Source organism: Bartonella jaculi (genome assembly GCF_039543045.1).
GTDB classification, from domain to species: domain Bacteria; phylum Pseudomonadota; class Alphaproteobacteria; order Rhizobiales; family Rhizobiaceae; genus Bartonella; species Bartonella jaculi.
The window spans coordinates 40,177-65,286 of record NZ_BAABIZ010000004.1 but is presented as its reverse complement, the minus strand read 5'-3'; the positions used below and the strand labels follow the sequence as shown (position 1 = coordinate 65,286).

General features: G+C 39.3%; 24 protein-coding genes, 1 other RNA gene and 2 pseudogenes. 6 read left to right on the top strand and 21 right to left on the bottom strand.

From position 1 onward, the window contains the following. Window positions 1-38 precede the first annotated feature (38 nt). The 19 genes and pseudogenes from ABD915_RS02965 to ABD915_RS02875 form a co-directional block, all read right to left on the bottom strand. Window positions 39-740 (bottom strand): tRNA (guanine(46)-N(7))-methyltransferase TrmB, encoded by a 702-nt coding sequence (locus ABD915_RS02965; RefSeq protein WP_345114952.1) that lies wholly within the window; start codon window positions 738-740, stop codon window positions 39-41. After that, window positions 737-2,005: a methionine adenosyltransferase gene (gene metK / locus ABD915_RS02960; RefSeq protein ID WP_345114945.1), complete on the bottom strand. Its 1,269-nt coding sequence runs from the start codon at window positions 2,003-2,005 to the stop codon at window positions 737-739. The genes ABD915_RS02965 and metK overlap by 4 nt, the downstream gene beginning before the upstream one ends. A 120-nt stretch (window positions 2,006-2,125) precedes the next feature. Next, a complete protein-coding gene (locus ABD915_RS02955) occupies window positions 2,126-2,539 on the bottom strand; it encodes a helix-turn-helix domain-containing protein (protein WP_345114942.1) in 414 nt (137 codons plus the stop codon). A 149-nt stretch (window positions 2,540-2,688) separates the two neighbouring features. Next, window positions 2,689-4,326 carry an apolipoprotein N-acyltransferase gene (gene lnt / locus ABD915_RS02950; RefSeq protein ID WP_345114939.1) on the bottom strand — a complete coding sequence of 546 codons (1,638 nt, stop codon included), beginning with the start codon at window positions 4,324-4,326 and terminating at the stop codon, window positions 2,689-2,691. Continuing rightward, complete coding sequence (locus ABD915_RS02945; protein WP_345114936.1) at window positions 4,310-5,305, bottom strand: hemolysin family protein; 996 nt, start codon at window positions 5,303-5,305, stop codon at window positions 4,310-4,312. The genes lnt and ABD915_RS02945 overlap by 17 nt, the downstream gene beginning before the upstream one ends. A gap of 71 nt (window positions 5,306-5,376) precedes the next feature. Then, entirely contained in the window at window positions 5,377-5,853 is a 477-nt protein-coding gene (gene ybeY, locus ABD915_RS02940) for an rRNA maturation RNase YbeY (RefSeq protein WP_345114933.1), read from the bottom strand. After that, complete coding sequence (locus ABD915_RS02935) at window positions 5,850-6,971, bottom strand: PhoH family protein (RefSeq protein WP_345114930.1); 1,122 nt, start codon at window positions 6,969-6,971, stop codon at window positions 5,850-5,852. Before ABD915_RS02935 ends, ybeY begins: the two co-directional genes overlap by 4 nt. A gap of 163 nt (window positions 6,972-7,134) precedes the next feature. After that, entirely contained in the window at window positions 7,135-8,511 is a 1,377-nt protein-coding gene (gene miaB, locus ABD915_RS02930; RefSeq protein WP_345114927.1) for a tRNA (N6-isopentenyl adenosine(37)-C2)-methylthiotransferase MiaB, read from the bottom strand. Between the two features lie 31 nt (window positions 8,512-8,542). After that, entirely contained in the window at window positions 8,543-9,034 is a 492-nt protein-coding gene (rimI, locus tag ABD915_RS02925) for a ribosomal protein S18-alanine N-acetyltransferase (protein ID WP_345114924.1), read from the bottom strand. Then, on the bottom strand, window positions 9,034-9,717 hold the full coding sequence (gene tsaB / locus ABD915_RS02920; protein WP_345114921.1) for a tRNA (adenosine(37)-N6)-threonylcarbamoyltransferase complex dimerization subunit type 1 TsaB: 684 nt from the start codon (window positions 9,715-9,717) through the stop codon (window positions 9,034-9,036). Before tsaB ends, rimI begins: the two co-directional genes overlap by 1 nt. Before the next feature lie 303 nt (window positions 9,718-10,020). Continuing rightward, window positions 10,021-11,049 carry a YeiH family protein gene (locus ABD915_RS02915; protein ID WP_345114918.1) on the bottom strand — a complete coding sequence of 343 codons (1,029 nt, stop codon included), beginning with the start codon at window positions 11,047-11,049 and terminating at the stop codon, window positions 10,021-10,023. Between the two features lie 72 nt (window positions 11,050-11,121). Then, entirely contained in the window at window positions 11,122-11,727 is a 606-nt protein-coding gene (recR, locus tag ABD915_RS02910; RefSeq protein ID WP_345114915.1) for a recombination mediator RecR, read from the bottom strand. A gap of 36 nt (window positions 11,728-11,763) precedes the next feature. Beyond that, on the bottom strand, window positions 11,764-12,087 hold the full coding sequence (locus ABD915_RS02905; protein WP_345114912.1) for a YbaB/EbfC family nucleoid-associated protein: 324 nt from the start codon (window positions 12,085-12,087) through the stop codon (window positions 11,764-11,766). 14 nt (window positions 12,088-12,101) lie between these two features. Beyond that, window positions 12,102-14,060, bottom strand: coding sequence for a DNA polymerase III subunit gamma/tau (locus ABD915_RS02900; protein WP_345114910.1), 1,959 nt, complete (start codon window positions 14,058-14,060; stop codon window positions 12,102-12,104). A gap of 234 nt (window positions 14,061-14,294) precedes the next feature. Next, window positions 14,295-14,392: signal recognition particle sRNA small type (gene ffs, locus ABD915_RS02895), an RNA gene on the bottom strand. A 787-nt stretch (window positions 14,393-15,179) separates the two neighbouring features. After that, entirely contained in the window at window positions 15,180-15,587 is a 408-nt protein-coding gene (locus ABD915_RS02890; RefSeq protein WP_345114907.1) for a hypothetical protein, read from the bottom strand. Window positions 15,588-15,618: 31 nt separating this feature from the next. Continuing rightward, window positions 15,619-15,747 (bottom strand): annotated as a pseudogene (locus ABD915_RS02885) (3-deoxy-manno-octulosonate cytidylyltransferase); the annotation flags it as partial. Between the two features lie 119 nt (window positions 15,748-15,866). Further along, a complete protein-coding gene (locus ABD915_RS02880) occupies window positions 15,867-16,727 on the bottom strand; it encodes a prephenate dehydratase (RefSeq protein WP_345114905.1) in 861 nt (286 codons plus the stop codon). Beyond that, the gene (locus ABD915_RS02875; RefSeq protein ID WP_345114902.1) at window positions 16,724-17,455 is read right to left on the bottom strand and encodes a 3-deoxy-manno-octulosonate cytidylyltransferase; all 732 of its coding nucleotides are present in this window, start codon (window positions 17,453-17,455) and stop codon (window positions 16,724-16,726) included. Before ABD915_RS02875 ends, ABD915_RS02880 begins: the two co-directional genes overlap by 4 nt. A 104-nt stretch (window positions 17,456-17,559) precedes the next feature. Here ABD915_RS02875 and ABD915_RS02870 point away from each other — a divergent pair, with 104 nt between their 5' ends. Then, window positions 17,560-18,147, top strand: a complete 588-nt coding sequence (locus tag ABD915_RS02870; RefSeq protein ID WP_345114899.1) for a c-type cytochrome — start codon at window positions 17,560-17,562, stop codon at window positions 18,145-18,147. A 35-nt stretch (window positions 18,148-18,182) separates the two neighbouring features. On the opposite strand, the pseudogene ABD915_RS02865 reads toward ABD915_RS02870, so the two are convergent. Both ABD915_RS02865 and ABD915_RS02860 read right to left on the bottom strand, forming a co-directional pair. Then, window positions 18,183-18,320, bottom strand: a pseudogene (locus tag ABD915_RS02865) (integrase); the annotation flags it as partial. A gap of 172 nt (window positions 18,321-18,492) precedes the next feature. After that, window positions 18,493-19,239 (bottom strand): molybdopterin-synthase adenylyltransferase MoeB, encoded by a 747-nt coding sequence (locus tag ABD915_RS02860; RefSeq protein WP_345114897.1) that lies wholly within the window; start codon window positions 19,237-19,239, stop codon window positions 18,493-18,495. Between the two features lie 86 nt (window positions 19,240-19,325). Between ABD915_RS02860 and gshB the strand changes: the two genes are divergently transcribed. The 5 genes from gshB to pstB all read left to right on the top strand — a co-directional run bounded on the left by gshB (window position 19,326) and on the right by pstB (window position 25,089). Further along, a complete protein-coding gene (gshB, locus tag ABD915_RS02855; protein WP_345114894.1) occupies window positions 19,326-20,264 on the top strand; it encodes a glutathione synthase in 939 nt (312 codons plus the stop codon). 150 nt (window positions 20,265-20,414) lie between these two features. Then, on the top strand, window positions 20,415-21,461 hold the full coding sequence (locus tag ABD915_RS02850) for a substrate-binding domain-containing protein (protein WP_345114891.1): 1,047 nt from the start codon (window positions 20,415-20,417) through the stop codon (window positions 21,459-21,461). Between the two features lie 61 nt (window positions 21,462-21,522). After that, window positions 21,523-22,983, top strand: a complete 1,461-nt coding sequence (gene pstC, locus ABD915_RS02845; protein WP_345114888.1) for a phosphate ABC transporter permease subunit PstC — start codon at window positions 21,523-21,525, stop codon at window positions 22,981-22,983. After that, on the top strand, window positions 22,980-24,272 hold the full coding sequence (gene pstA, locus ABD915_RS02840; protein WP_345114886.1) for a phosphate ABC transporter permease PstA: 1,293 nt from the start codon (window positions 22,980-22,982) through the stop codon (window positions 24,270-24,272). Before pstC ends, pstA begins: the two co-directional genes overlap by 4 nt. Before the next feature lie 58 nt (window positions 24,273-24,330). Then, window positions 24,331-25,089, top strand: coding sequence for a phosphate ABC transporter ATP-binding protein PstB (gene pstB / locus ABD915_RS02835; protein WP_345114884.1), 759 nt, complete (start codon window positions 24,331-24,333; stop codon window positions 25,087-25,089). The last annotated feature ends 21 nt before the right edge of the window (window positions 25,090-25,110 follow it).

Below are 25,110 nucleotides of genomic sequence, written 5' to 3'. Positions count from 1 at the left end.
AGTTTTTCAAGTTATTTATAAGAAAAGCGTTTCATCATTTATTTTTTAATGAAAGTAAGATAGGCAGGAGTTCGACCTTCACGTAAAGCTTTTGCTTCATAGCGGGTGCTTGTCCATAGCGGATAAGGTGTTTTCCAATCTTGCGGGTTTTCTGCTTCCCATTCAAAGCTGTGATGGTGGATACAATGGTATAGTGTCCAGTTTATATAGCTTTCTATATCGCTGGCAAAGCGAAATTTTTTGCCTGTTTTAAGAACGCGTGCAAAACGGTTAAGATTTTTGATGTTAATGAAGCGTCGTTTCCAATGCTTTTTTTTAGGCCATGGATCAGGATAGAAAAGGTCTATTCCGTCAAGTGATGCATTTGGGAGCCAATCAAGGAGATGTGTAGCATCATCATCATAGAGGCGAAGATGATTTTGATGCTGTTTATGCTGTTCAAGAGACATCAGCATTTTTGCCATGCCATTGATAAAGGGTTCGATGCCAATAAAACCAGTTTGTGGAAAATGCTCCATTTCATGGAGCAAATGTTCACCGCCACCAAAGCCAATTTCAAGCCGGATTTCATTTACTTTGCTGGGAAATAAGGACGTTAGGTCTAAAGGTGCAGAGTTATTTAAATCAATGCTAAGAGCTGGAAGAAGCATTTTTATACGCGTAAGCTGGCTGTTTCGTAACCGTTTTCCTTTTCGGCGACCAAAAAAGGCTTCACATGTACGCGCATTTTGTACAATCATGGCATTTTAATCGTTGTTTGAAGCGTTTGAATGAGATCGGTTTTTTCCCATGAAAACGAACCATCATGTTTTGGCTTACGTCCAAAATGACCATAAGCAGCTGTTTTTGCATAAATCGGTTTATTGAGGTTAAGATGTTTTCGGATGCCTGTTGGTGAAAGGTCCATTATTTTACGGATTGCGGCTTCAAGAACACTTTCATCGACTTTTCCTGTTCCATGGAGATTAAGATAAATGGACAAGGGTTGCGCAACACCAATTGCATAGGAGAGTTGAATGGTGCATCGTTCTGCTAAATCAGCTGCCACAATATTTTTAGCCAGATAGCGTGCAGCATAAGCTGCAGAACGATCAACTTTTGTTGTATCTTTTCCTGAAAAAGCGCCTCCACCATGGGGTGCAGCGCCTCCGTAAGTGTCAACAATAATCTTGCGCCCCGTCAGCCCTGCATCGCTTTGAGGACCACCGATGACAAATTTTCCTGTTGGATTAATGTACCAACTGCATTGATCAGAAATAGGAATATCATGTAAAGCTTGACGAATATAAGGCTCAACCACCGCACGTACTTTATTGGAATCCCAGCTCTCATCTAAATGCTGTGTTGAAAGAACAATGGATGTTACCTCTGTTGGTTTTCCATTTGTATACCGGATTGTTATTTGGCTTTTAGCGTCTGGTCCTAATTTTCCAGTTTCACCTTCTTTTTTATGGCGGGCTTCGGCAAGAAGTTTGAGAATCTTATGTGCATAATAAATGGGCGCGGGCATGAGATCTGGTGTTTCACGGCAAGCATATCCGAACATGATACCTTGATCTCCTGCACCTTCTTCGCCATTCCGATCTGAAGCGTTATCAACTCCCTGTGCAATATCAGCCGATTGGGGGCGCAAAAGAACATCAATTTTTGCGGTTTTCCAATGGAAGCCTACTTGTTCATAACCAATTGCACGAATAGCACGGCGCGCTGCTGTACGAAAAGGAGTAGGATTAATGAGTGGAAAACCAGCTTCATCATAGATAAATTGCTTATTTTTATCCTTTTTTAAGAGTGTATCAGGAACACGTACTTCACCGGCAATAACAACGCGATTTACACTTACTAAAGTTTCGCAAGCGATTCGTATAAGCCATGGATCAGTACCAGTTTTTTGAGCTTCCTTATAGATCATATCAACGATCTCATCGGAAATACGATCGCAAATTTTATCAGGATGTCCCTCCGATACTGATTCACTTGTAAAAAGATAATCTTGATGCGGCATAGGAACTCCTTCAAAAAGAAAACCAACAATTTATTGTTTATTAAAGCTGCTCCTATTTGCCAATCTCGTAGCAAATCGTCAATGCTGATTTATAAGGTGAATGAAAGAAAAGAGATAACTTTATAGCTTGTTTGTCAGATCTTCTTCAGAAAGTGCTTTTGCTAAATCAATGATTTTTCGACGCACTCTAGTATCAGATATATTTGTGAAAGCACGCATAAGCTGGATTCCTTCACTGCTAGAGCAAAAATCCATAAAACTGTTATCGCTTTCAGCAAAGCCTTCTACCTGTTGGGTATTAATGCCTTTATCAAAAAAATACGAAACAGGTACATCCATAATCTCCGCGATCGCTTGAAGACGACTTGCTCCAATGCGGTTTGTACCTTTTTCATATTTTTGGATTTGCTGGAAAGTGATACCTAATTTTTCCCCCAGTTTCTCTTGGGTGAGTCCTAAAATATTACGACGTAAACGAATACGAGTTCCGACATAGATATCTATAGGATCGGGTTTTTTTCTAGTTTCGGTCATAATGCAACTCTTCTAAATTTCCAAACACTTCACTTCTAAATCAACACCAGATTTATGTGAGGTTGATTTATCATACAATAAAATAATATGTAACACTTTTTCCCGACGCTCGTGGCACATATAACATGATACCGTACATGGGCATTCGATCATTGAAGCTGTTTTGTAGAACCAAAACAAACACGGCACAATAGCATAAGAATGAATAAGATAAAAGTAGAGAATATTTTGTATCCATTGCTTCCTATGGTGGCGATTGATGATGGAATTGGCGAATCAATAATGTCAACAGCATTCTGTTGGAGAGCTACAACGATTCGTCCATAAGAATCAATAACAGCCGATATTCCATTATTAGCTGCTCGAATGAGGGGGATTCCCAGTTCCACGGCACGAAGTCGCGCTTGTTGAAGATGTTGGTATGGACCAGGTGTTATGCCAAACCATGCATCATTTGTAACATTAATGATTGCTTGAGGAGAGGGGCCTTTAAAAGTCATTTCATTGGGAAATATTGCTTCATAACAAATCAGCGGAAGATAAGAAAATCCGTTCGGTATCATGACAGTTTTGCGTACACTCGCAGCACTATATCCACCAATAGTATCAGAAAGGATATGCAATCCAATTTTTTTCAACAAATTTTGATAGGGAAGATATTCACCAAAAGGAACCAAGTGAAGTTTATCAGAAGTATTTAAAACATTACCCTTAGCGTTAATGACTGCAATTGTATTAAAATATTGCGTTTGTGCATTGGCAGGATCATTACTGGCACGTATAGCACCAATAATAGCCCATTGTTTTGGCTTAAGAAGAGAGGCAATACGCATTGTGATATTATCAGAGTTATCACCGAGAAGGTAAGGAAGAGATGCTTCAGGCCATACGATAAGGTCGGGTTCTGGATTCTGATCCGCTGTGGATGATGCAGTCAAATTCATATGGGCTGTAAATATAGCTTCTCGTGTAGTATTGCTCAATTTTGTGTTTTGTGGGATAGAAGGCTGAACAATACGCACCCAATAACTACTTTTTTGATAATCAGCCATATTAGGTGCGGTTTTGAGACGATATAATCCAAAACCACTGTGAAGTAATAGAAGCGCTAAGCAAAGAGAAAGTGCGTTTTTCTTTTTTTCACCTGTTAATAAAACAGTAGGTAAACTGTAGACTAAGACGGCAAGAATATTCATTCCGTAAAGTCCCACGATTGCATCTGATTGCATGAGCATAGGAGTTGGCATAACTGTATAGCCAAGAGCATTCCATGGAAAGCCTGTGAACAGGAGTGCGCGCATCCATTCTGCTAGTCCTAGCGCAAAGGCCAGAACAAAAAAGCGCGCTATTCCCTTTGTCCATAACAAACAGGCAATAAAGCCCGCAAAAAACCAGTAAAGAGAAAGATAGAGGGGAGGGCCCAAAATGGCAAATGGCACTGCCCAACCAAAAGCAACGGGATCTGTCAATAACGCATTGCATAGCCACCAAAGGCCGCAAAGAAAATAACCGAAGCCAAAGATTCCACAGCTTAAAGCATAGGTTAGAAGGCGTTTTTTATTGTTTTGGATGGTATTTATTTCATCAAGTAAAACAATGAAGATAGGAAAAGTTAAAAAGCAGAGAGGTATTAAATAAAAGGGTGGAAGTGCAAGAGCGGTAAAGGCACCACACAGAAATAGCACGGCTTGTCGTTTCCAACCAGTGAAGGAAAGTAAGCAAAGTATGAAACTTTTTGAAAATACTAGGCTATTCCTTGTAGATGATATTTTATTTAAAATTTTCATTCTCCGAGATACGAAAAATGCGCAATCGCTTAATTCGACGTTTATCAGCTTCTAGAATACGGAATCGATAGCCTGGTACCGCCTCAATAACTTCACCTTTTGCAGGAATGCGATCAAGAATGGAGACAATCAAACCACCGATAGTATCGACTTCATCACCATATTCCCCTACGATAAAATCAGGACCGAGAGCTTTTTCTACATCTTCTAGTTCGGTTCTTGCGTCAACGAGCCATTTATTGTTGGGTTCACGTACGATAGCGTTATCGACATTATCGTGTTCATCTTCGATATCACCAACGACCAATTCGACAATATCTTCCATAGAAACTAAACCATCTGTCCCCCCATGTTCATCAATTACCAAAGCCATTTGTGTTCGTGTGGCTTGCATTCGTGTCAGTAATTGGCTTGCAAGCATGGAGCTAGGAACGAAGAGAACTGTTCGAATCAGGTCTAATTCACCGATTGGAGTATGTAAATCTGTGTGGTTTAACTGCAATGAATCGGATGTTTGCTCTGTCTGGACTGATTGTATAATAAAGCGCGTTATATAACTTAGGATATCACGAATATGGATCATACCTCGCGGATCATCTAAGGTTTCAGCATAAACAGGGATGCGAGAATGGCCAATTTTGGCAAAACATTTAAGGGCTTCCTCAAGAGGGGTGTTTATTTCCAAAGCCTCGATTTCAGAACGTGGAATCATAACATCATCAACGCGTGCTTCACGCAAACGTAAGATGTTATGCAGCATAGTGCGTTCTTCAAGTGAGAAGAGAGCTGTATCTTTTTCATTATCAGCAGTGAGTGCAACGGTGAGATCATCGCGCAGTGACGAATTGCGTCCACGTAAGAACGAAAACAAATGGCTCATCAGAGAATTTTTTTCCGTATGATTTGTCTTTGAAGAAGGATGTTCTTCAATATTAGAAGACGTTTGACTATTATTGGGTGCATTTACTTTGTTTGCCATAGTTTTAAATTTTCTAGACTTTTTTTATAATAGAGGCATAAGGTACTTTAAATTTTAGAATTGTGATCTTGTTAAGATAATTCAGCATAAGGATCCTTTATGGAAAGCTTTTGGAGAATTTCTCTTTCGAGTTTTTCCATGTGATATGCTTCATCATCTGTTTCATGATTATAGCCAAGAAGATGGAGGACGCCATGGACAATCATATGCGTTAAGTGGTCCTGAAATGATTTTCCTTCTTTTTCTGCTTCAAGAACAACAGTTTCTCGCGCAATGATGATATCACCAAGCATGTTTTTAGGAGAATCTCCAGCTTTAAGGGGAAAAGCAGGAAAAGATAGCACATTTGTAGGTTGGTTTTTATTGCGCCAGAGCGCATTTATTTTTGCCATATGTTTGTCATCCGTAAAAAGCAGGCTGATTTCGCTTACAACATTCCCCAATGAAACATGATGCATTGTCGTTTTTAATGCTTTTTCAGTGATATTATAAAGCATTTTTTTATCATTCCACCCCGTGCTTTCAACTATTATATCAATAGTAATCATGACAAATCAAATTCACTTTCCTGATGTACCGTATGAAAGTGTTCTTTGTTTTGTGCTCCAGAATCACGATCATAAGCACGGACAATAGCGCTAACAAGAGGATGACGTACAACATCTTTTTCATCAAAACGAATAATTGCAATATTTTCTACATTTGAAAGAATGCGTATTGCTTCGGTTAAACCTGATTTTTGTCCTGTAGGCAAATCAATTTGGCTTACATCACCGGTAACGATCATACGTGCTCCTTCCCCAAGACGTGTGAGGAACATTTTCATTTGCATAGGTGTGGTATTTTGCGCTTCATCAAGAATAATAGCCGCATGAGTAAGTGTTCGTCCACGCATGAAAGCAAGAGGAGCAATTTCTATGATACCAGAAGCTAAAATACGTTCTACTTTTTCGACAGGTATCATATCATAGAGCGCATCATAAAGTGGACGTAAATATGGGTCAACTTTTTCTTTGAGATCACCGGGAAGAAAACCAAGGTGTTCTCCAGCTTCAACGGCTGGACGTGAGAGGATAATTCGTTCAATGATACCACGCTCTAAAAGCATTGCAGCATGAGCAACAGCAAGATATGTTTTGCCTGTTCCTGCTGGTCCTATGCCAAAAACAAGTTCAGAGTGTTCCATTGCGTGTATGTAAGCATCTTGTGTCGGAGTTCGAGCATGGATAGTTTTTTTATGGGTATTCAACCGTGCTAGTATACGTTTTGTTGCAGATTGGTTTTTTGTTGGCGATTCTTGTTGTTTGTGTGGCAAGTTTGCCATGGCAATCGCTCCTTCTATATCCGATAAAGTGAGCTCTTGGTGTGTTTTAACGCGTTCATAAAGCTGCTGTAACACATATTGGGCATGCTTTGTGGCGGTAGTTTTTCCATGGATTAAAACTTCATTGCCGCGTGGATGGATGCTAAGTCCGAGTTTTTGTTCGATATAAGTAAGATTTTCGTCGAATTTACCAAATACTGCTTTCGCATATTTATTATTTTCAAAAATTAAAACAACATGATGAACATCTGATGCGTTTGCTTTTTCTGAGATAATAGCATTTTCAGAGAAAGTATGCATTTTCTCTTTAACACGCTTTACTTTTTCGGTTGAACTTTTCAACCTATTCTCCCATATTTACTAAATGTTGCACACTTTTTCGAATAAACTTCATAAAAACAATCACTCTTTAGTATAGAGTGTAACTTTGAAGTGTGATCATTTTATTTCAAAAATAAAAAAGTTCTCTAAAATCTGTGTTTTAAACAAGATGTGCAAGATGCATCTATATATTTGCTGTTTCACCGACAAAACTATTTGAGCTTGCATTTTTAATATGAATTGGCACTACGGTTCCTGTAGCCGCCTCTGTATCCACAACAACAGGCAAAAGCCAAGGTGAGCGACCTACCATTTGCCCAGAGTGACGACCTGCTTTTTCGATGAGAACATCGGTTGTTTGACCAATTTTGGAGTGCAAAAACGCATTTTGCTGTTCAAGAAGAAGGATTTGTAAATGTTGAAGCCGAGCATCTTTCACAGCTTCATCAACATGATTTTTCATTGTTGCACCGATTGTTCCAGGTCGAGGAGAATATTTGAAAGAATAGGCTGAACTGTATTGCACTTGTTTAATAAGTTTAATGGTTTCCTCAAAATCTTCATCTGTTTCTCCTGGAAATCCTACAATAAAATCGCCTGAAAAAGCAATATCGGGTCGTGCGGCACGAATTTTTTCGATAAGATGAAGATAATGAACGCTTTTGTGTTGGCGGTTCATTGCTTTTAAGATGCGATCTGAACCTGATTGGACAGGGAGATGCAGATAAGGCATTAATATATCAAGGTCCCGGTGTGCAGCAATAAGACTGTCATCCATATCACGTGGGTGGCTTGTTGTGTAACGTAGACGCTTTAAACCATCTAGTTTGGCGAGATGATAGAGAAGATCACCAAGGCGCCAAGTTCTGCCATTAGCACTTTGTCCATGCCAACCATTTACATTTTGTCCAAGCAGCGTAATTTCTTTAACACCAGCTTCAATGAGTTGGCGGGCTTCTTCGGTAATTTGCTCGACGGATCGCGATATTTCGGCACCTCGTGTATAGGGAACAACACAAAAAGTGCAAAATTTATCACAGCCTTCCTGTACTGTTAAAAATGCACTCACGCCTCGTTTTCTTACAGCACGTTTATTATGAGGTGGCAAATGCGCAAATTTATCTTCAACAGCATAGTCTGTTGCGACAATTTTTTTCCCTTTTTTGGTTTGTTCTAATAGGTCCGGCAAGCGATGATACATTTGCGGTCCAATAACGAGATCCACTATTGGTGCGCGACGTAGAATTTCATTTCCCTCCGCTTGTGCAACACAACCGGTTACACCGACCATCAAGGGGTTTTCAGGTGTACGTTCTTGACGCATGACCCGCAAGCGACCAAGATCAGAATAGAGTTTTTCTGCTGCTTTTTCACGGATATGGCAGGTATTGACAAGAATAAGGTCGGCATCATTTGGTGTTTGGGTAGCGACATAACCTTGTGAACTGAGACTATCAGTCATTCGTTGGCTGTCATAAACATTCATTTGACACCCATAAGTTTTGATAAAAACCTTTTTAGGAGCAACAGGGGGCGTATTTTTAGGATTTTCTTGTTTCATAACGCATATCTAAATGTTTTTTATGCAAATCTCAATCTATTTGCTTAAAAGTTTTTTGCATGATGATTGCATCTATACGGCTGTTTTTAGATTGGTAGTACGCAGGACGTTTGGAAATTTTTTGAAATTCGAAACGTTGATAAAGGTTTAAAGCAGAAACATTTGTTTCTTCTACTTCTAGGAATAGCTTAATAGCGTTTTTGTGCTGAAGATGGCGAAGTGTATTCTCGATCAGCAGGTGTCCGATTCCTTGTCGACGATAATGGGGTTGGATAGCAATTGTGATGATTTCTGCTTCGTCAAGAATGAGACGGCATAGACAAAAGCCTAAGATTGTATCAGGTTGTCGGATGAGAGAGGCTTTGTATCCGAAGATAGAGTGATCTTGTAAAAAATGGTCAAATGCTTGTTTTTCCCAAGCAGGGACAAAACAATGCTGATGAATTTGCGTAAGCGAGGCGCTGTCATCTGCTTGTAGCTGAGCAATCCGAAAATGCTTTTTTGTTAATGAACATTTGGACATTATTTTTTTCGTGGTAGAGCAAAACCGGTTTGTTGTTTGGCATCAGCATTACGTAGATAAAGCGGATGGGGGCGTTCTTGTGGTTGTTTGCTTGCAGCAAGATGAGCATAGCTTACAATATCAGCTGCTTCGCATAAGCTTTGATCTAGTACAACTTTTTTGTTTATCTGATTGTTTTTAATATACAGCGCAACGATATGAGCAGCAGGACCAGTGAGTCTCGTTTGCTGAGGTAAATCTTCGATGATATTTTCGATTGTTTTTAAACTAGGTGCCCCCAAAGGGGTGAGATCTTCGTTAAAATTTTGATGGTAAAACATCTCTCTCCCAGCCTCTATGACAACGGTTATTGCTAACGTAGTATTTTTATTGGCTGCCTGTGCTGCTAATGCTTCAAGTGCACTTACTCCAACAGCTGGTATTTCTAGCGCTAGTGCTAAAGCTCTTGCTGTTGAAACACCCACACGCACACCGGTGAATGATCCAGGTCCAATATTGACAGCAATACGCTCAATTTGATTAAGAGTAATATTGGCTTGGTCAGTGACTTGTGCAATGTATCCAATAAGTTTTTCGGCGTGTCCTTTGTTCATACGTTCACTGATCTGTGCAATGATAGATTTATGACGAATGAGCGCAACAGCGCAATAGATTGAAGCAGTGTCTATGGCAAGGATAAGCATAAAATATATTGTAGTTGAATAATATGATAAACAAAAGGTCTGCTGTATTTTTTACTCTTTTTATTTTGCTGGTGCATTTTGCCATATCTTAAGAAACTAAAAAACGAATAGACAACACTATTTTTTGAAATATATTATTATGTGCAGTCAATATTAAAATGCATTCGATTTTTTGAATAGAATGAGAGAGAAGTCCTTAGTGTTTTGACTTAAGTTTAGTAAAAATATGGCTCCAATATTAGCAAATTTGGGGATTGAACGTATGCTACGTTGAAAAAAGAAAAAGCATTTAAGATTGCTATTTCAAAATGTTATAGAGTTCAGATCAATCAACCTTATCATGATAAAGCTACAAGCGCCGAGAAGGAGTATGGAGGAGGTTGAAGCTAAAATAACACGCCCCCCTGTTTTTTTAAATGAACGAATATCAACACCTAATCCCAAAGCTGCCATTGAAATGACAGTGAACACTTGAGCAATCAGTCTGATCGGGTTTATAGCCGTTTCAGGGATAAGACCACTTGAACGCATAAGCATCATGATAATAAAACCGATGATAAACCATGGGACGAGCGTGTGTAGATAAAAATGTGTTTGTGCTGATCGGCGATAGATGATGGATAGGATAAAAATGACAGGGCCCAACATTAAAACCCGCACCAATTTGACAATTGTTGCAATTTGAACGCTCACAAAAGAGACAGAGGTTGTTGCTGCCAAAACTTGTGGTACAGCATAAACAACCATGCCTGCAAGCACACCGTATTGGTTAAATGACAAATTCAAAAGTGGATGTAAAAAAGGGAGAAGCAAAATAATAAGAACCCCTAAAAGAGCCGTAAAAGCAATTGATGCTGCGACATCTTCATGTCTAGCATGGATGACAGGGGCAGTTGCAACGATAGCTGAATTGCCACAAATGGCATTACCACAAGCGACCAGCATTGCTAAATTTGCAGAAAGTCCAAAAAGTCTGCCTATAGCAAAACTGATGAGGATAGTTATAAATATAACGAATACGATGCTAGCAAGTAAATTCCAACCGGCTGAAAGAACTGCGTGGATACTAATACTTGCTCCTAGAAGAACAATAGCGATTTCAAGAAGCGTCTTTGCACAAAAGGTTATACCTTTTTGGAAATATTTTGGCAGATTAAAACAGCTACGGGTAATGGATCCTAAGAGGATTGCCAAAACAAGGCTTTCGAGCCACGTTTCTGAGAAAAGCTGTTTTTCTATCACTTCTAAACCATAAGCTAAGATGGATATGAGCAGACATACTAGGATACCTGGACCAAAATTGTTCACAAGTGAAAGCTTTTTCTTTGGCATTTTGATATTCCCCCATAAAAAAACAAGAGCAGGTAACAGGTAAGAAGAGATAACAGGCATTAGAAGCGAGTTTTATAGATTCGTCCTTGCTTGTAAGGCAGCAGCTAAGGTTCCATCATCAAGATAATCCAGTTCGCCTCCCACGGGGACTCCATGGGCAAGTCGGGTAATTTTAACTGAAAAATTGGTGAGCTGATCAGTGATGTAGTGCGCTGTTGTTTGTCCTTCAATCGTAGCATTTACGGCTAGAATAACTTCTGTAATTGGATTTTGTACAACACGTTGTACTAAGGAGGTAATGTTGAGTTCATCAGGTCCTATTCCATCGAGTGGAGAAAGCCGTCCCCCTAAGACATGATAACGTGCTGCTAAAGTTCTTGCACGCTCAAGAGCCCAAAGATCGGCAATATCTTCAACAACAATAATTGTTGTATCATCGCGGCGCGGATCTGTACAAATCGAGCAAGGATCAGTTGTATCTACATTACCACAAACCGAGCAAATGCAGACTTTGTCTACAGCAGCTTGTATTGCTGCTCCTAAAGGTTCCAGCAATGTCTCTTTTTTCTTGATAAGATGAAGTGCAGCTCGGCGTGCTGAGCGCGGACCCAGGCCTGGTATCCGCGCTAAAAGCTGAATGAGACGCTCAATCTCAGGTCCTGCGATGTGTTTAGACATGCTCTTATTCCAAGGAATTAAGTAAAATTCAGCGCATTAGAACGGAAGTTTGAAACCTGATGGGAGTGGTAGCCCTGCTGTCATGCTTTTGGTTTTTTCTTCCATAGCTGTTTCAATTTTTGTTTTGGCTTCATTATAGGCTGCCATAACGAGATCTTCAAGAATTTCAGCTTCCTCGGGTTTGAGTAATGAAGGATCAATTTTGACTGCGGTTATGGTATTCTTGCCATTTAAAGTGACGCTAACAAGCCCTCCGCCGGCAATACCAATCACTTGCAAATTCGCCATTTCCTCTTGAATTTGCTGCATTTTTTCTTGCATTTCTTTGGCTTTTTTCATCATGCTCATCATATCACGCATAGGAACAGGTATCCTTATTCATCATTGATATCACTTTCATTTTCAAAGGTATCAGTATTTTTAAAGGTATCGGGGAGTAAATCAAGATTGTTTTCTTGTTTATTCAGACGAATATCGACAATTTTTGCTTCTGGAAAATAGTTAAGAATTTTAGCTATATCAGGATCTGCTTCTGCATTAGAAAACAGTTTTTTTTGAATAGCTACATTTTCTTCCTGTAAGGTTGGTCCTCCTCCTTCGTTGACAAAGGTTATCTTCCAGCGTTTTTCAGTCCATTGAGATAGCATTTTTTTGATATCATTAGCTAGTGAACGTGGAGCATCTTTAGCAAGCCTTAAAGTGATATGCTCCGGTTCAAAAGAAACGGGATGAACAAACTCTTTAACAAGGAGTTTAAAAGAGATCTCATTATACTGCTCAGCTAATTTAATAATATCATGTAGAGAATCAATAACTATGGTTTGGGGTTCAGTTATTTGTTCTGCTGTTTGTTTAGACGAATGTGGTAAATTTGCAATATTTTCAGACGGGAAAACAGACGGAGAAACTTCAAGAACTTCTGTCATTCTAGGGGAAGGGGTGTTTTGGGCAGTTTGAACCTTCAATGAATCTTGTGCCTTCAATGAATCTTGTGATTGCAAGGAGTGGTCCAATTGGTTTTTCAAGGTTTTTTTAAAATCTTGTTGGTTTATTGGTGCATTTGAAACACGTGGAAAAGGATGGGTATCTACAACTGCTATTTTTGTTGTATCATTTGCATTTGCAGATTTTTGATGAGAAGAATTGTCGACAATTGTGAGAGATGTTTTTTCTTGCTCAAGCTTTTTTAAAACTTCACCAAGAGTTGGAAGGTCTGAAGTATGAGCTAGACGAATCAAGAGCATTTCAGCAGCTTGAAGGGGACGTGTGGTTTGACTAACTTCTTGTAAGCCTTTGAGTAACATTTGCCAGTTTTGGGACAAAACAGGAACGGAAAGTTTTTGTGAAAAATCTAAGCTTCTCAAACGCTCATCTTCAGTAAGCGAGAGATCTTCGGCTATCTCTGGAGTAAAACGTAAACGCGTGACCAAATGATTAAAATCAGCTAATTCTGTTAATATCGTGAGAGGATCAGCACCTGCATCATATTGGCTGCGTAATTCATGCAATGCGTTTACAATGTTACCTTTCATGATGAATTCAAAAAGATCAATAATACGTGCTTGATCAGCTAATCCTAACATTGTGCGCACTGCAACAGCGCTGACATTGCCATTGCTATGAGCAATCGCTTGGTCAAAAATAGACAGTGCATCACGTACAGAGCCTTCTGCAGCGCGTGCAATCATAAAGAGCGCTTTATCTTCTACTTCGACGTTTTCATGTTGAGCAATTTGGCGTAAATGAGTGACCAAAACTGTTGATTCAATACGCCGTAGGTCAAAGCGCTGGCAACGCGAAAGAATTGTAATCGGAACTTTGCGAATTTCTGTCGTTGCAAAAATAAATTTTACATGCGCTGGTGGTTCTTCAAGTGTTTTCAATAAGCCGTTAAATGCTTGCGTTGAAAGCATATGCACTTCATCAATAATATAAACCTTATAGCGTGCAGAAACAGGACGATAACGTATTTGTTCAATAATTTCACGAATATCATCGATACCCGTATGCGAAGCTGCATCCATTTCTATAACATCGATATGGCGTCCTTCAATGATTTCTGCGCAATGCTCACCAAGCGTTTTCAATACGGTACTTGGTTGATCGATATCTTTTGTTTTGTAGTTGAGCGCACGTGCCAAAATACGCGCTGTTGTGGTTTTACCTACTCCGCGAATTCCCGTTAGCATCCATGCTTGCGCAATACGTCCTTTTTCGAAGGCATTTGTAAGAGTCCGCACCATTGCTTCTTGACCAATAAGGTCAGAGAAATTTTGAGGTCGATATTTGCGAGCAAGAACGCGATAGGTTGTTTCTATCGGCATATTTTTCATCAATGATTCCAACTTTGAAGCTCTTTATGAGTACATTTCGCTAACACGCAGGTACGAGCTAACACTGCACTTTAATATAAAAGGATTTTTTCTCAATCAATTTATTTTTTTAAGAAATGGTATCATTTGCCTAAAGATAGCCAAAAATCCCTTTGGTCATTTACACACATAACACTGTTATGAAGACTAAAGATATTGCACTGAACAACGACAAAAATATGATTTATCTAAAAAAGAGGAGGCTGGTACGATGACCCGTACCAAAACTCGTTGGGGCTGCTTCTTTCCAGACCTGACCCGGTTGGCGAGTAGTTCGTCCACCACCAACCTCCCAAGCTCATATTGTCGATTTAAAATGAAAAATCAAGTTAAGAAACGAAAAATATGGAAAGAACAACGAAGAATTTTTCCTTTGAACTTATTTTTATGCTGTGGACGACGAAGAGATTGGAGATTTATCAATTTTATTGAAGCAGCTAGCTCATTCAATTGGTCGGAAGTGGAAAATTGGGGAAAATACTGTTGCTAAATGAGTGTAGCGTAATCGGCATTATATCATTTTAAAGAGTTGATAAATTCTTTAACAGTTTGAAAAAAATAAAGTTAGTTTTCTTTGAACAAGCTTAAATGAATAGGGGCACAACGCAATGCAGTCATAGGTTTGAGCATGGTTAAAATAAAATGAGACTATAATTGTTCATGTGTGTTGTGGCATTCATTTTGCTGTTAATGGAACATATCTACTATTTTCCATTGTTATTATATTTGGTGGTAAGATATAAAATACATGTACAAGCTGAAGGCAGGGCTTTTTGTCATTTCTTTTTTATGTATTATGGTATGGTTTGCAGTAATTCTGAGATGATTCAATCCCTGTGCGGGGGGATATGATGTTCTTATTAAAAAAACGCTCTAATATAAAACAATTTCATTGGCTACAAAAGCTGCTCACTATTGAGTTATGTTAGACAGTTTGATGTTATCGTATAAGTATAAAACTCAGTACTACAGAAAATCATGACTTGAGAGTTGACTACACCTAATTTCGAAAAAAGGTTTACCTGAGCAATTGGCGCAGGTCTTCTCATACACTCTCAGGCACCCTTAGAATATCATTAATTAAAAATCCCCTGTATCGCAATCTATTCCAATAACTCTTTGCTCAGTGATATTTTTAAAAATATAATTTCCTACTGGAGGGAAGCCTATATCAAGGGATTTTATATCTTTCAGAGTAAAGATTTTATTTTCTTTATCATGCGTTATTTTATTTTTATCATCAGTCTTAATGTATAACTTTTCTAAGTCAGAAGGGGCAGAGTACGATAAAGTAAATGATACTTTCTCAGGCATAAATTTATTGCAACCGTATTCAACACCACTACGCATGTCATTTTCTGGATTACCAATTTTAACACTTTCACCCAGCGCAAAATTCCATTCACTTTCACCAAAACCAGCGAATGCAACAGTGGAGAAAATGAAAATATTTGCAGCTAATAATCCTTTAGTGAAGAATTTTTTCATGACATTTTCTCTTTTCATTCTAAAAATAAAATTAATTATAAATCAGCCGTACTCTTTCAAGATCACGTTGTGTAACAACGCTTAAGGGAATTGCATCCACTTATTCTATATCAATACGCATATTATGCTCTAGTGCGCGTAATTGTTCAAGTTTTTCACGAGTGTTCTGATGAAAAAGAGTTCAACAGAAAAGAAAGCAAGCTCTTCTGGGGCAGGTTGCATCATAGGGTTTTTCAGTATACTCTTCGATGTCAATAAAATAGTGTAATTTAATTGTCCTTATACAGGTGTTCGATCATTTTGAGCCGGATAAATGCCAATAATACGAAATTCAGCAGAGAAGAAAGCGAGCTCTTCGAGGGCGAGTTGCATCATGGGATCTTCAGGATGCCCTTCGATGTCGACGAAAAATTGTGTTGCATTGAAATTTCCACCAATTTGGTAGCTTTCTAATTTTGTCATATTGATGCCGTTTGTGGCAAATCCTCCCAAGGCTTTATAAAGGGCAGCAGGCACATTGCGCACTCGAAAAAGAAGACTCGTGATAATTTTTTCGCCATTTTGGGGTTTTGGCACATGTTGTTGAGAACGTGAAAGGATGACAAAACGGGTAATATTATGAGGACTATCTTCAACATTTTTTTCAAGAATATCCAAGCCATAGAGTTCTGCTGCGATCAGAGGCGCTAAGGCTGCTTGTGAACGCTTTGCGTTTTTTTTAATAAATTTTGCAGCTCCAGCGGTATCAGCAGAAGTGACAGGTATCCAACCATTGCTTCGTATGATTTTACGGCATTGTGCAAGGGCATGTGTATGGCTATGGACGGTTTTAATTTCAGCATGTGTAACGCCGGGTAAAACCATAAGTTGAAAATGGATAGGCAAAAAATATTCACCAATAATGTAGAGGGATGATTGTGGTAAAAGGTGATGAATATCTGCAACACGGCCAGCAAGAGTATTTTCGATAGGAATCATAGCAAGATCAGCTTGCTCATTTTCCACTAAGTTGAGCGCATCTTCAAAAGTAGTAGAAGGTACAGCATCCATATTGGGAAACATATTAGAACAAGCAATATGGGAATTTGCACCATATTCTCCTTGGAAGGAGATTTTATTGGTTTTGTTTGTTGTTTTCATACTAAAATCTTACATACTTTTTCAAGATCACGTTGCGTGTCAACGCTTAAGGGAATTGTATCCACTATTTCTACATCAATACGCATATTATGCTCTAGTGCGCGTAATTGTTCAAGTTTTTCACGTTGTTCGAGTGGAGAGGGTTTAAGCGCCACAAATTGCTCCAACGCTTTGCGTCGATAGGCATATATGCCAATATGATGGTAAAGAGGACCATCTCCATAAGGCGCTGTTGCACGGGTAAAATAAAGAGCACGAAGGCGATTTTGAGAAAGCGGTGTACCAATAATTTTGACGACATTCGGCTCTCTTTTTTCATCTTCCTCGACGATTTTAGCGCCCAAAGTTGCAATATCAGTTAAGCTATTTTCTAAAGGACGTAAAGTACTGATGATTTCATGAGGCGTTATTGTTGGCAGATCACCTTGTACATTCAAAATGGCATTATAGCGTTGTTCAGGATCGATATGGGTTAAAGCTTCATAAATGCGATCAGATCCAGATTTATGATCACGGTGTGTTATGATACATTCATGCCCATAATCTGTAACGACTTTGGCTATATCCCTATGATCTGTTGCAACGATAGTACGTCCTATTGCAGCTTTTTTTGCTCGTTCAGCAACATGAACAATCATCGGTTTTCCAGCGATCTCAGCGAGAGCTTTTTTGGATAGACGGGTTGAGCCCATACGGGCGGGAATAAGAATAATTGGTTCAAGCGCCATTGCAAAGTTCCAAATGCCGTATGTGTTACGTTTATAATGTTGTGTATTATATGGAAAAAGCTTAAACTAAAAGCGGTAATGAAAATATAAATGTTTGAATTTTTATGAAGCGTTCAACAGTTATCTCTTTTATTTGTGCTTGTCTTTTTGTGTTGCTTATTGTGGTGGGGATCTCCACACTCAGTGATATAGTCTACGATAATTCTCTATCAGTTCAACCTTCTCATACAGTTACAGAAAATGATATGCTCAAGAAAAAACAACAGGCATCTTCTCCTTCTTTGTCATTAAGTGATCGTCTTCAACAAGGCAATTTTGAAAATGGACGTAAGGTTTTTCGCCAATGTGCCATATGTCACACTTCTGGACGGAATGAATCTGGTCGTGTCGGTCCACCACTTTGGGAGATAGTTAACCGCCCTTTGGCATTTGCAAAAGGTTTTGCCTATTCACGGGCGTTGCGTATGAATTCTGATAAAAAATGGGATTTTGTGACTTTAGATCGTTATCTGCAATCACCGCGTAAAGCATTTCCAGGGACAATTATGTCTTTTCGTGGGATTAAAAATGATCAAGACCGTGCCGATCTTTTACTTTATTTACGCAGTTTATCCGATCATCCTGTTCCTTTGCCAATGGATAATAAAGAAGGTGAACCAAAGCCGACAAAAGATGAACTATTTCAGAAGTAAAGCACTTTCAAAAGAGAGGTGATTGGGGTCTCAACATAATTTTTAATCCACTCAAATTTACCTTTATTGCATAGTGGAATCCGCTTGTGAAGAAGCAAGCCGGCACCATCATTATATTTGCCAGCCCCCAATGTTGCGACAGATCTTGCATTAAGACGGTTCATAAGAGCCATTTTTATTCCTTTCTTATACAAATTTGATCCACACACTCATCCCACTTGTTATGTGCAAATGAGTGGTTTTGATTGATTCAAGATAAAGAGATTTGAAATGAGAGAATCTTACGGTATTCGGGTCTCTCATTTAATATGAAAAAACGATGAATTATCTTTATAAATCAATGTATTATTTCTTGTAGACAATGACACGAAATTGCGCTAATAATCCATTGTAGAGGAGAATTTTTCCCACTAAAGGTTCACCAATATTTGTGATCAGTTTAATGGCTTCCATTGCTTGTAGTGTCCCGATGACACCGGGTAAAGCACCTATGATTCCGATTTCAGCACATGTTGGGATAGTATTTGGAGCAGGCGGGTTTGGGAATAAATCGCGATAGTGAGGATTATTGTCTTTATAAGGCATGAGCACCGTTAGTGAGCCATCGAAACGTTCTACAGCACCGCTTATTAAAGGCTTTGCGCATTGGGCAGCGTGATCAGCAAGCAGGTAGCGTGTGGCAAAATTATCACTGCCATCAACAATGATATCATAGGCATTTAACAATTTATCCACATTACTTTTATCCAGCCTTAGATTGTGTTTTTCAACTGTAATATGGGGATTTATTTCTTTTATAGCGGCTTTAGCACTCTCCGTTTTTCTTTGGTTAATTGCGTTTGTTTTGTGAATAATTTGGCGTTGTAAATTTGAAAGCGAAACGATGTCATCATCAACAATTCCAAGGGTTCCAACGCCTGCTGCAGCCAAATAGGTTAGCACAGGGGCACCAAGACCACCCACGCCAACGACAAGGACACGTGCGACTTTGAGCTTTTGTTGACCCACGCCACCAATTTCAGGCAAAAGGATATGGCGTGCATAGCGTTCAATTTCTTTGTTGCTTAATTTTTTATCAGCTTCTTGTATCATAGGCTTTCTCTTGTCATAGTTCTTTTATTGTTTACTAAGTTTATGGCGCATAGATCAATCTCTGTGAGTCGTAGGAGGTTTTATTCATGAAAATTGCCATTCAAATGGATCATATTTCAACGCTTCGAATTCAAGGAGATACGACATTTGCGCTTGCATTAGCAGCGCAAGAACGCGGACATACACTTTTTCATTATACACCAGATTGCTTATCGATGCGCGATGGTTGTGTCATTACACGATTAGAGCCGTTGATTGTACGCGATGAAGAGGGACATCACTACCAATTAGGGGAGTCTGTACGCACTGAGTTAACGGATATGGATGTGGTTCTTTTACGCCAAGACCCCCCCTTTGATCTCAATTATATTACCACAACGCATTTACTAGAACGCGTTCACCCTAAGACATTAGTTGTGAATGATCCGATGTGGGTACGCAATAGCCCAGAAAAGATTTTTGTTACTGAATTTTCTGATTTAATGCCAGAAACATTAATTACAAAAGATATTAAAGAAATAACGGATTTTAGAGCAACGTTTGGCGATATCATTATTAAGCCACTCTATGGCAATGGAGGGGCAGGTGTTTTTCATCTAAAACAGGATGATCGCAATTTATCATCACTCTTAGAAATGTTTGCAAAAAGTTATTGTGAACCTTTTATTGTGCAGCGTTATTTGGATGCAGTGCGGAATGGGGATAAACGGATTATTTTGCTTGATGGTACGCCTGTTGGAGCGATTAATCGTGTTCCAGTAGAAATGGATGTGCGCTCTAATATGCATGTTGGAGGGCGTGCAGAAAATATTGATTTAACAGAACGTGATCATGAAATTTGTAACCGTATTGCTCCAGCTTTGCGCAAACGTGGACTTCTTCTTGTAGGGATCGATGTGATTGGAGATTATATAACAGAAATCAATGTCACTTCTCCCACTGGAATTCGTGAAATTAAACACTTTGGTGGTGCGGATATCGCACATCTTTTTTGGGATGTTGTTGAGTTGAAACGTTCAAGTTAAATTTGCTTGAACTAAAAGCCACGCATGATTTTGTAAGAAAAATCATAAATATCACTTTTCATATTTATCATAATACAAATGTGAAGTAAAATGCAAATCATCGTATGATAGAAACAAGAGATCTTGGTTCACATTTTAAGGAGTTTATGGATGAGCAGATTGTTATCAGTTGGAGTGGGACTGGTTTTCGCGGTTTTGTTATCAGTGAATGTTGGCAATGCACGCGATCAAATTCAGATTACTGGTTCATCTACCGTTTTACCTTATCAAAAAATTGTTGCTGAAATATTTGGAGAAACTTATCCTCATTTTAAGGTTCCCGTTATCGAATCGGGTGGTTCGGGTGCTGGTATTAAAGAATTTTGCCGTGGTATTGGAGAGAACACAGTTGATATCGTTAATGCTTCACGGGCAATGAAGCCGAGTGAATTGCAGTCTTGTTTTGATGCCGGTGTAAAAGATGTTGAAGAAATACGCATCGGGTATGATGGCATTGTTTTTGCAACAGATATAAATGGTCCTGATTGGAAATTGCAGCCAGTGGATGTTTATAGAGCGCTTGCTGCACAGGTTGTTGTGGACGGGAAATTGCAGTCCAACAACGTTTCGAAATGGAACGCAGTTAATAGCGATCTTCCCGATTGGACGATAGCCGCTTATATTCCTGGAGAAAAACATGGAACCCGTGAAGTTTTTGAAGAAAAGTTGCTCGCTGTAGGCTGTGAAGCGAGTGGAGCAGTTGATGCGATGAAATCTATGGGGATGGATAATAAGGCGATTCATGCTGCATGTGTTGCAGTGCGTAAGGATGGAAAAGCTATAGATATTGATGGTGATTATTCTGAAACTTTTGCTCGTTTAACTTCTAATAAAACAGGGGTTGGTGTTTTTGGTTTGTCTTTTTATGAAAATAATGCTGATAAGCTAAAGGTTGCAGATATTAATGGTTTTGCGCCAACCGTTGAAACAATCTCTCATGGCAAATATCCGGTTTCTCGCCCACTTTTTTTCTATGTTAAAAAAGCGCATTTAGGTATCGTTCCAGGTTTGCGGGAGTATGTTGATTTTTTTCTTTCTGATCAAATGATTGGTCCAAATGGCCCATTGGCGGAATATGGTTTGGTTATTGCTTCTGAAAAGGAGCGGCAATCGCAGCGTTCTGCTTTTTCTGCTGGTACGGTGATGATTTTGAAATAATTTTCTAAATTTGTGGTGTAAGAGTTTTCTAAGCTGCTGCTTGTAAAAATTGAAAGATAATATGCGCGTTTCCTTCATTGTTTTTCCACTAGTTTTTCTTGGTTTTGTTGGATTTTGTGTTTCTTATTTGCGGGCTCGTGCTCTTGAGTACGCGCAATACAAGATGCATTCTCGCGCATATTACTACGGTTGGTGGACATTTTTAATAACTGTTGCCCCAGCGCTTGTTTTTTTAATTTTTTGGAATAATGGGTGTGCAATTTATTTAGAATATAGCGCTTCGCGAGAGGTTATGGCGTATAGTGCGCGTATGACAGAGGTTATTGATCATGATCTTATTTTAGGAACTATCCGCAGTCTGGTCAAAATTATTCATCACTTTGAGGGGGATCTTATTACGGCTTCGTATGAAGAAGTGCGGGCGCAACTATTTGCGAAAGGATTTGTTTTGCCTCATGAAGCACCAAATGATGTGTTAAGGATAGCACAGTCATGGGTTTCTTCCTCTCAAAAGCTGCAATTTATTGGTCATGGGTTACTTTTTATAATTGTTTTGTGTGGTTTTATCAGTGGGATTATGCAAGTTGCTCCGCGCCAACGTGCGCGCAATAAAGTTGAGTGTTTGATTGTTATTGGGTTGGTTTGCGCGTCTATAGTTGCGGTCTTGACGACAGCTGCTATTGCACTCTCTCTGTTTTTTCAGACAATAAGTTTTTTTCAGTCTGTATCCTTTTCAAATTTCTTTTTGGGAACGGTTTGGGATCCGCGTTTTTCAGCCAGCGGTTCAGGCAATGAAATAGGACAATTCGGTTTAATACCGCTGCTCGCTGGCACACTTTATATTGCGTTTGTGGCAATGCTTTTTGCTGTTCCTGTAGGATTATTTTCTGCCATTTACATGGCTGAATATGCCTCTGCTCGATTGCGGTCAATTGTGAAGCCATTGTTGGAAGTGCTTGCTGGTATTCCGACCATTGTTTATGGTTTTTTTGCTTTGAAGGTTGTAGGACCATTTCTACAGGATCTCTCTGCTTCTCTTTCTGGTGGTATTGGTTTTATTATGGCTCAAAGTGTTTTGACGGCTGGATCTGTGATGGGAATTATGTTGATTCCTTTTGTTTCCTCCTTGTCGGATGATGTTATTACAGCTGTTCCACGTTTTTTGCGCGAAGGATCTTATGGGTTAGGAGCAACGCAATCTGAAACGATTAAAAAAGTCGTTATACCGGCAGCGCTTCCGGGGATTATGGGAGCAATTTTGTTGACAGCATCACGTGCAATTGGGGAAACAATGATTGTGGTTTTGGCGGCAGGTGTTGCAGCAAATTTAACACTTAATCCATTCGAAGCAATGACTACAATGACGGTTAAGATTGTTAATCAATTAACCGGTGATTTTGAGTTTAATTCTCCACAAACTCTTGTAGCTTTTGCTTTGGGAATGACGCTCTTTATTGTGACTCTTTTGATGAATATTCTTGCTCTTTATATCGTGCGTAAATATCGGGAACAATATGAATGAATGAGGATTTTCTTTGCCCTCGTCGCAATATAGGCATCAAACGCCGATATTGGGCCGAACGTCGCTTTCGTGCATATGGTCTGATTGCTATTTTTATTGGTTTGTTTTTCTTGTCTGCTCTTTTATGGTCTATCCTTAGCCAAGGTTACACAGCTTTTTTTCAAAGTGAAATGGCGTTATCGGTTTATTTAGATGAAAAGATAATCGATCCAAGTGGTCAACGTGAGACCAATCCACAGCTTTTAATAACTGCCAATTATCCCCTTCTTGTACGCAATGCTTTAGCAAAAAAGCTTGGTCTAGATCAAAATGAACGTGCATCACTGCGGGATGTTAACCGCATGTTTTCAAACAGTGTACGCGTTCAACTTCGTGAAATGGTAACGAAGAATCCAAAACTCATTGGAACAACGCAAAAAATCAAAGTTTTGGCGGCGGCGGATATTGATTCCGCCTATAAAGGACAGATTGATTTGAATGTAGCAGAAAAGAAACGCAAAGTTTCTAATCGCCAACTAGAATGGATGAAACGCTTAGCGCATGATGGTACACTTTATAAAACATTCAATTTTGGTTTTTTTACATTTGGTGCTTCAAGTCGCGCTGAGACAGCAGGATTAGGCGTCGCGATAATCGGCTCTTTTTACATGATCGCCATAGTTTTATTAGTTTCGCTACCAATAGGAATAGCGACAGCTCTTTATCTTGAAGAATATGCACGTAAAAATAAATTTACAGATTTTATAGAGGTTAATATCAACAACCTTGCAGCTGTTCCTTCGATTGTTTTTGGTCTTTTAGGACTTGCTGTTTTTGTTAATTTTTTCGGATTACCGCGTTCAGTACCTTTTGTTGGTGGGCTTGTCTTGGCTCTTATGACGCTTCCAACGATCATTATTGCGACACGTTCTGCTTTACGGGCTGTGCCTCTCTCTATTCGTGCGGCAGCTTTAGGATTGGGGGCATCGAAAACACAAATGGTTTTTCATCATGTTGTTCCTTTAGCCGCGCCTGGTATTTTGACTGGTACGATTATTGGTATTGCTCAGGCTCTAGGTGAAACGGCACCTTTGCTTTTGATTGGAATGGTTGCTTTTGTTGTCAATATTCCTACAACTCCAATGGATCCGGCAACAGCTTTGCCTGTTCAAATTTTTATGTGGGCGGGTGAAGCAGAACGCGCGTTTGTCGAAAAGACGTCAGGTGCCATTATCGTATTAATGATTTTTCTCGCTATCATGAACATCTCTGCTGTTTTTCTACGTCGACGATTTGAACGGCGCCAGTAACCTGGATAAACTAGCCACTTCGATAAAGTTTGTATTTTAAAGTAAGGTGAAGTCTGTAATGAAGATTAAAATGCGTGGGCAGGATGTAAAAGTTTTTTATGGAGACAAAGAAGCACTCCATGGTATTACGCTTGATATCCCTGAACAACAAGTCACTGCCTTAATTGGTCCTTCAGGGTGCGGAAAGTCGACCTTTTTGCGTTGTTTTAATCGTATGAATGATACAATTGAAGGCGCAAAAATAACGGGTCTTATTACTTTAGATGGAGAAAATATTTATGACTCGCGAATCGATGTTGTAGAATTACGTGCGCGTGTAGGTATGGTTTTTCAAAAGCCTAGTCCTTTTCCAAAATCTATTTTTGAGAATGTTGCCTATGGGCCACGCATTCATGGTTTGGTCAAATCGCGTGCCGAGTTGCATGATGTGGTTGAAAAGAGTTTAAGGCAAGCGGGTTTATTTGAAGAAGTAAAGGATCGTCTTCATGAGGCTGGAACCAGTTTGTCAGGAGGGCAGCAGCAGCGTTTATGTATTGCGCGTGCTATTGCGGTTAGTCCTGAAGTTATTTTGATGGATGAGCCCTGTTCAGCTCTTGACCCAATTGCAACGGCACGTATTGAAGAGCTTATTGATGCGTTACGAAAAGATTATACAATTGTCATAGTAACACATTCCATGCAGCAGGCAGCTCGTGTTTCTCAATATACAGCCATGTTTCATTTGGGGCATTTGGTAGAAGTTGGTGCAACTGAAATGATATTTACTTCACCGAAAGAACAACGTACGCAAGATTATATTACGGGGCGTTTTGGATAGGGGAATTGAGGAGTATAGGAT

Excerpts from the sequence above, each read along its gene's own strand:
- ABD915_RS02965 (WP_345114952.1), bottom strand. The coding sequence starts at position 740 with ATGATTGTACAAAATGCGCGTACATGTGAAGCCTTTTTTGGTCGCCGA.
- metK (WP_345114945.1), bottom strand. The coding sequence starts at position 2,005 with ATGCCGCATCAAGATTATCTTTTTACAAGTGAATCAGTATCGGAGGGA.
- ABD915_RS02955 (WP_345114942.1), bottom strand. The coding sequence starts at position 2,539 with ATGACCGAAACTAGAAAAAAACCCGATCCTATAGATATCTATGTCGGA.
- lnt (WP_345114939.1), bottom strand. The coding sequence starts at position 4,326 with ATGAAAATTTTAAATAAAATATCATCTACAAGGAATAGCCTAGTATTT.
- ABD915_RS02945 (WP_345114936.1), bottom strand. The coding sequence starts at position 5,305 with ATGGCAAACAAAGTAAATGCACCCAATAATAGTCAAACGTCTTCTAAT.
- ybeY (WP_345114933.1), bottom strand. The coding sequence starts at position 5,853 with ATGATTACTATTGATATAATAGTTGAAAGCACGGGGTGGAATGATAAA.
- miaB (WP_345114927.1), bottom strand. The coding sequence starts at position 8,511 with ATGAAACAAGAAAATCCTAAAAATACGCCCCCTGTTGCTCCTAAAAAG.
- rimI (WP_345114924.1), bottom strand. The coding sequence starts at position 9,034 with ATGTCCAAATGTTCATTAACAAAAAAGCATTTTCGGATTGCTCAGCTA.
- tsaB (WP_345114921.1), bottom strand. The coding sequence starts at position 9,717 with ATGCTTATCCTTGCCATAGACACTGCTTCAATCTATTGCGCTGTTGCG.
- ABD915_RS02915 (WP_345114918.1), bottom strand. The coding sequence starts at position 11,049 with ATGCCAAAGAAAAAGCTTTCACTTGTGAACAATTTTGGTCCAGGTATC.
- recR (WP_345114915.1), bottom strand. The coding sequence starts at position 11,727 with ATGTCTAAACACATCGCAGGACCTGAGATTGAGCGTCTCATTCAGCTT.
- ABD915_RS02905 (WP_345114912.1), bottom strand. The coding sequence starts at position 12,087 with ATGCGTGATATGATGAGCATGATGAAAAAAGCCAAAGAAATGCAAGAA.
- ABD915_RS02900 (WP_345114910.1), bottom strand. The coding sequence starts at position 14,060 with ATGAAAAATATGCCGATAGAAACAACCTATCGCGTTCTTGCTCGCAAA.
- ABD915_RS02890 (WP_345114907.1), bottom strand. The coding sequence starts at position 15,587 with ATGAAAAAATTCTTCACTAAAGGATTATTAGCTGCAAATATTTTCATT.
- ABD915_RS02880 (WP_345114905.1), bottom strand. The coding sequence starts at position 16,727 with ATGAAAACAACAAACAAAACCAATAAAATCTCCTTCCAAGGAGAATAT.
- ABD915_RS02875 (WP_345114902.1), bottom strand. The coding sequence starts at position 17,455 with ATGGCGCTTGAACCAATTATTCTTATTCCCGCCCGTATGGGCTCAACC.
- ABD915_RS02870 (WP_345114899.1), top strand. The coding sequence starts at position 17,560 with ATGAAGCGTTCAACAGTTATCTCTTTTATTTGTGCTTGTCTTTTTGTG.
- ABD915_RS02860 (WP_345114897.1), bottom strand. The coding sequence starts at position 19,239 with ATGATACAAGAAGCTGATAAAAAATTAAGCAACAAAGAAATTGAACGC.
- gshB (WP_345114894.1), top strand. The coding sequence starts at position 19,326 with ATGAAAATTGCCATTCAAATGGATCATATTTCAACGCTTCGAATTCAA.
- ABD915_RS02850 (WP_345114891.1), top strand. The coding sequence starts at position 20,415 with ATGAGCAGATTGTTATCAGTTGGAGTGGGACTGGTTTTCGCGGTTTTG.
- pstC (WP_345114888.1), top strand. The coding sequence starts at position 21,523 with ATGCGCGTTTCCTTCATTGTTTTTCCACTAGTTTTTCTTGGTTTTGTT.
- pstA (WP_345114886.1), top strand. The coding sequence starts at position 22,980 with ATGAATGAGGATTTTCTTTGCCCTCGTCGCAATATAGGCATCAAACGC.
- pstB (WP_345114884.1), top strand. The coding sequence starts at position 24,331 with ATGAAGATTAAAATGCGTGGGCAGGATGTAAAAGTTTTTTATGGAGAC.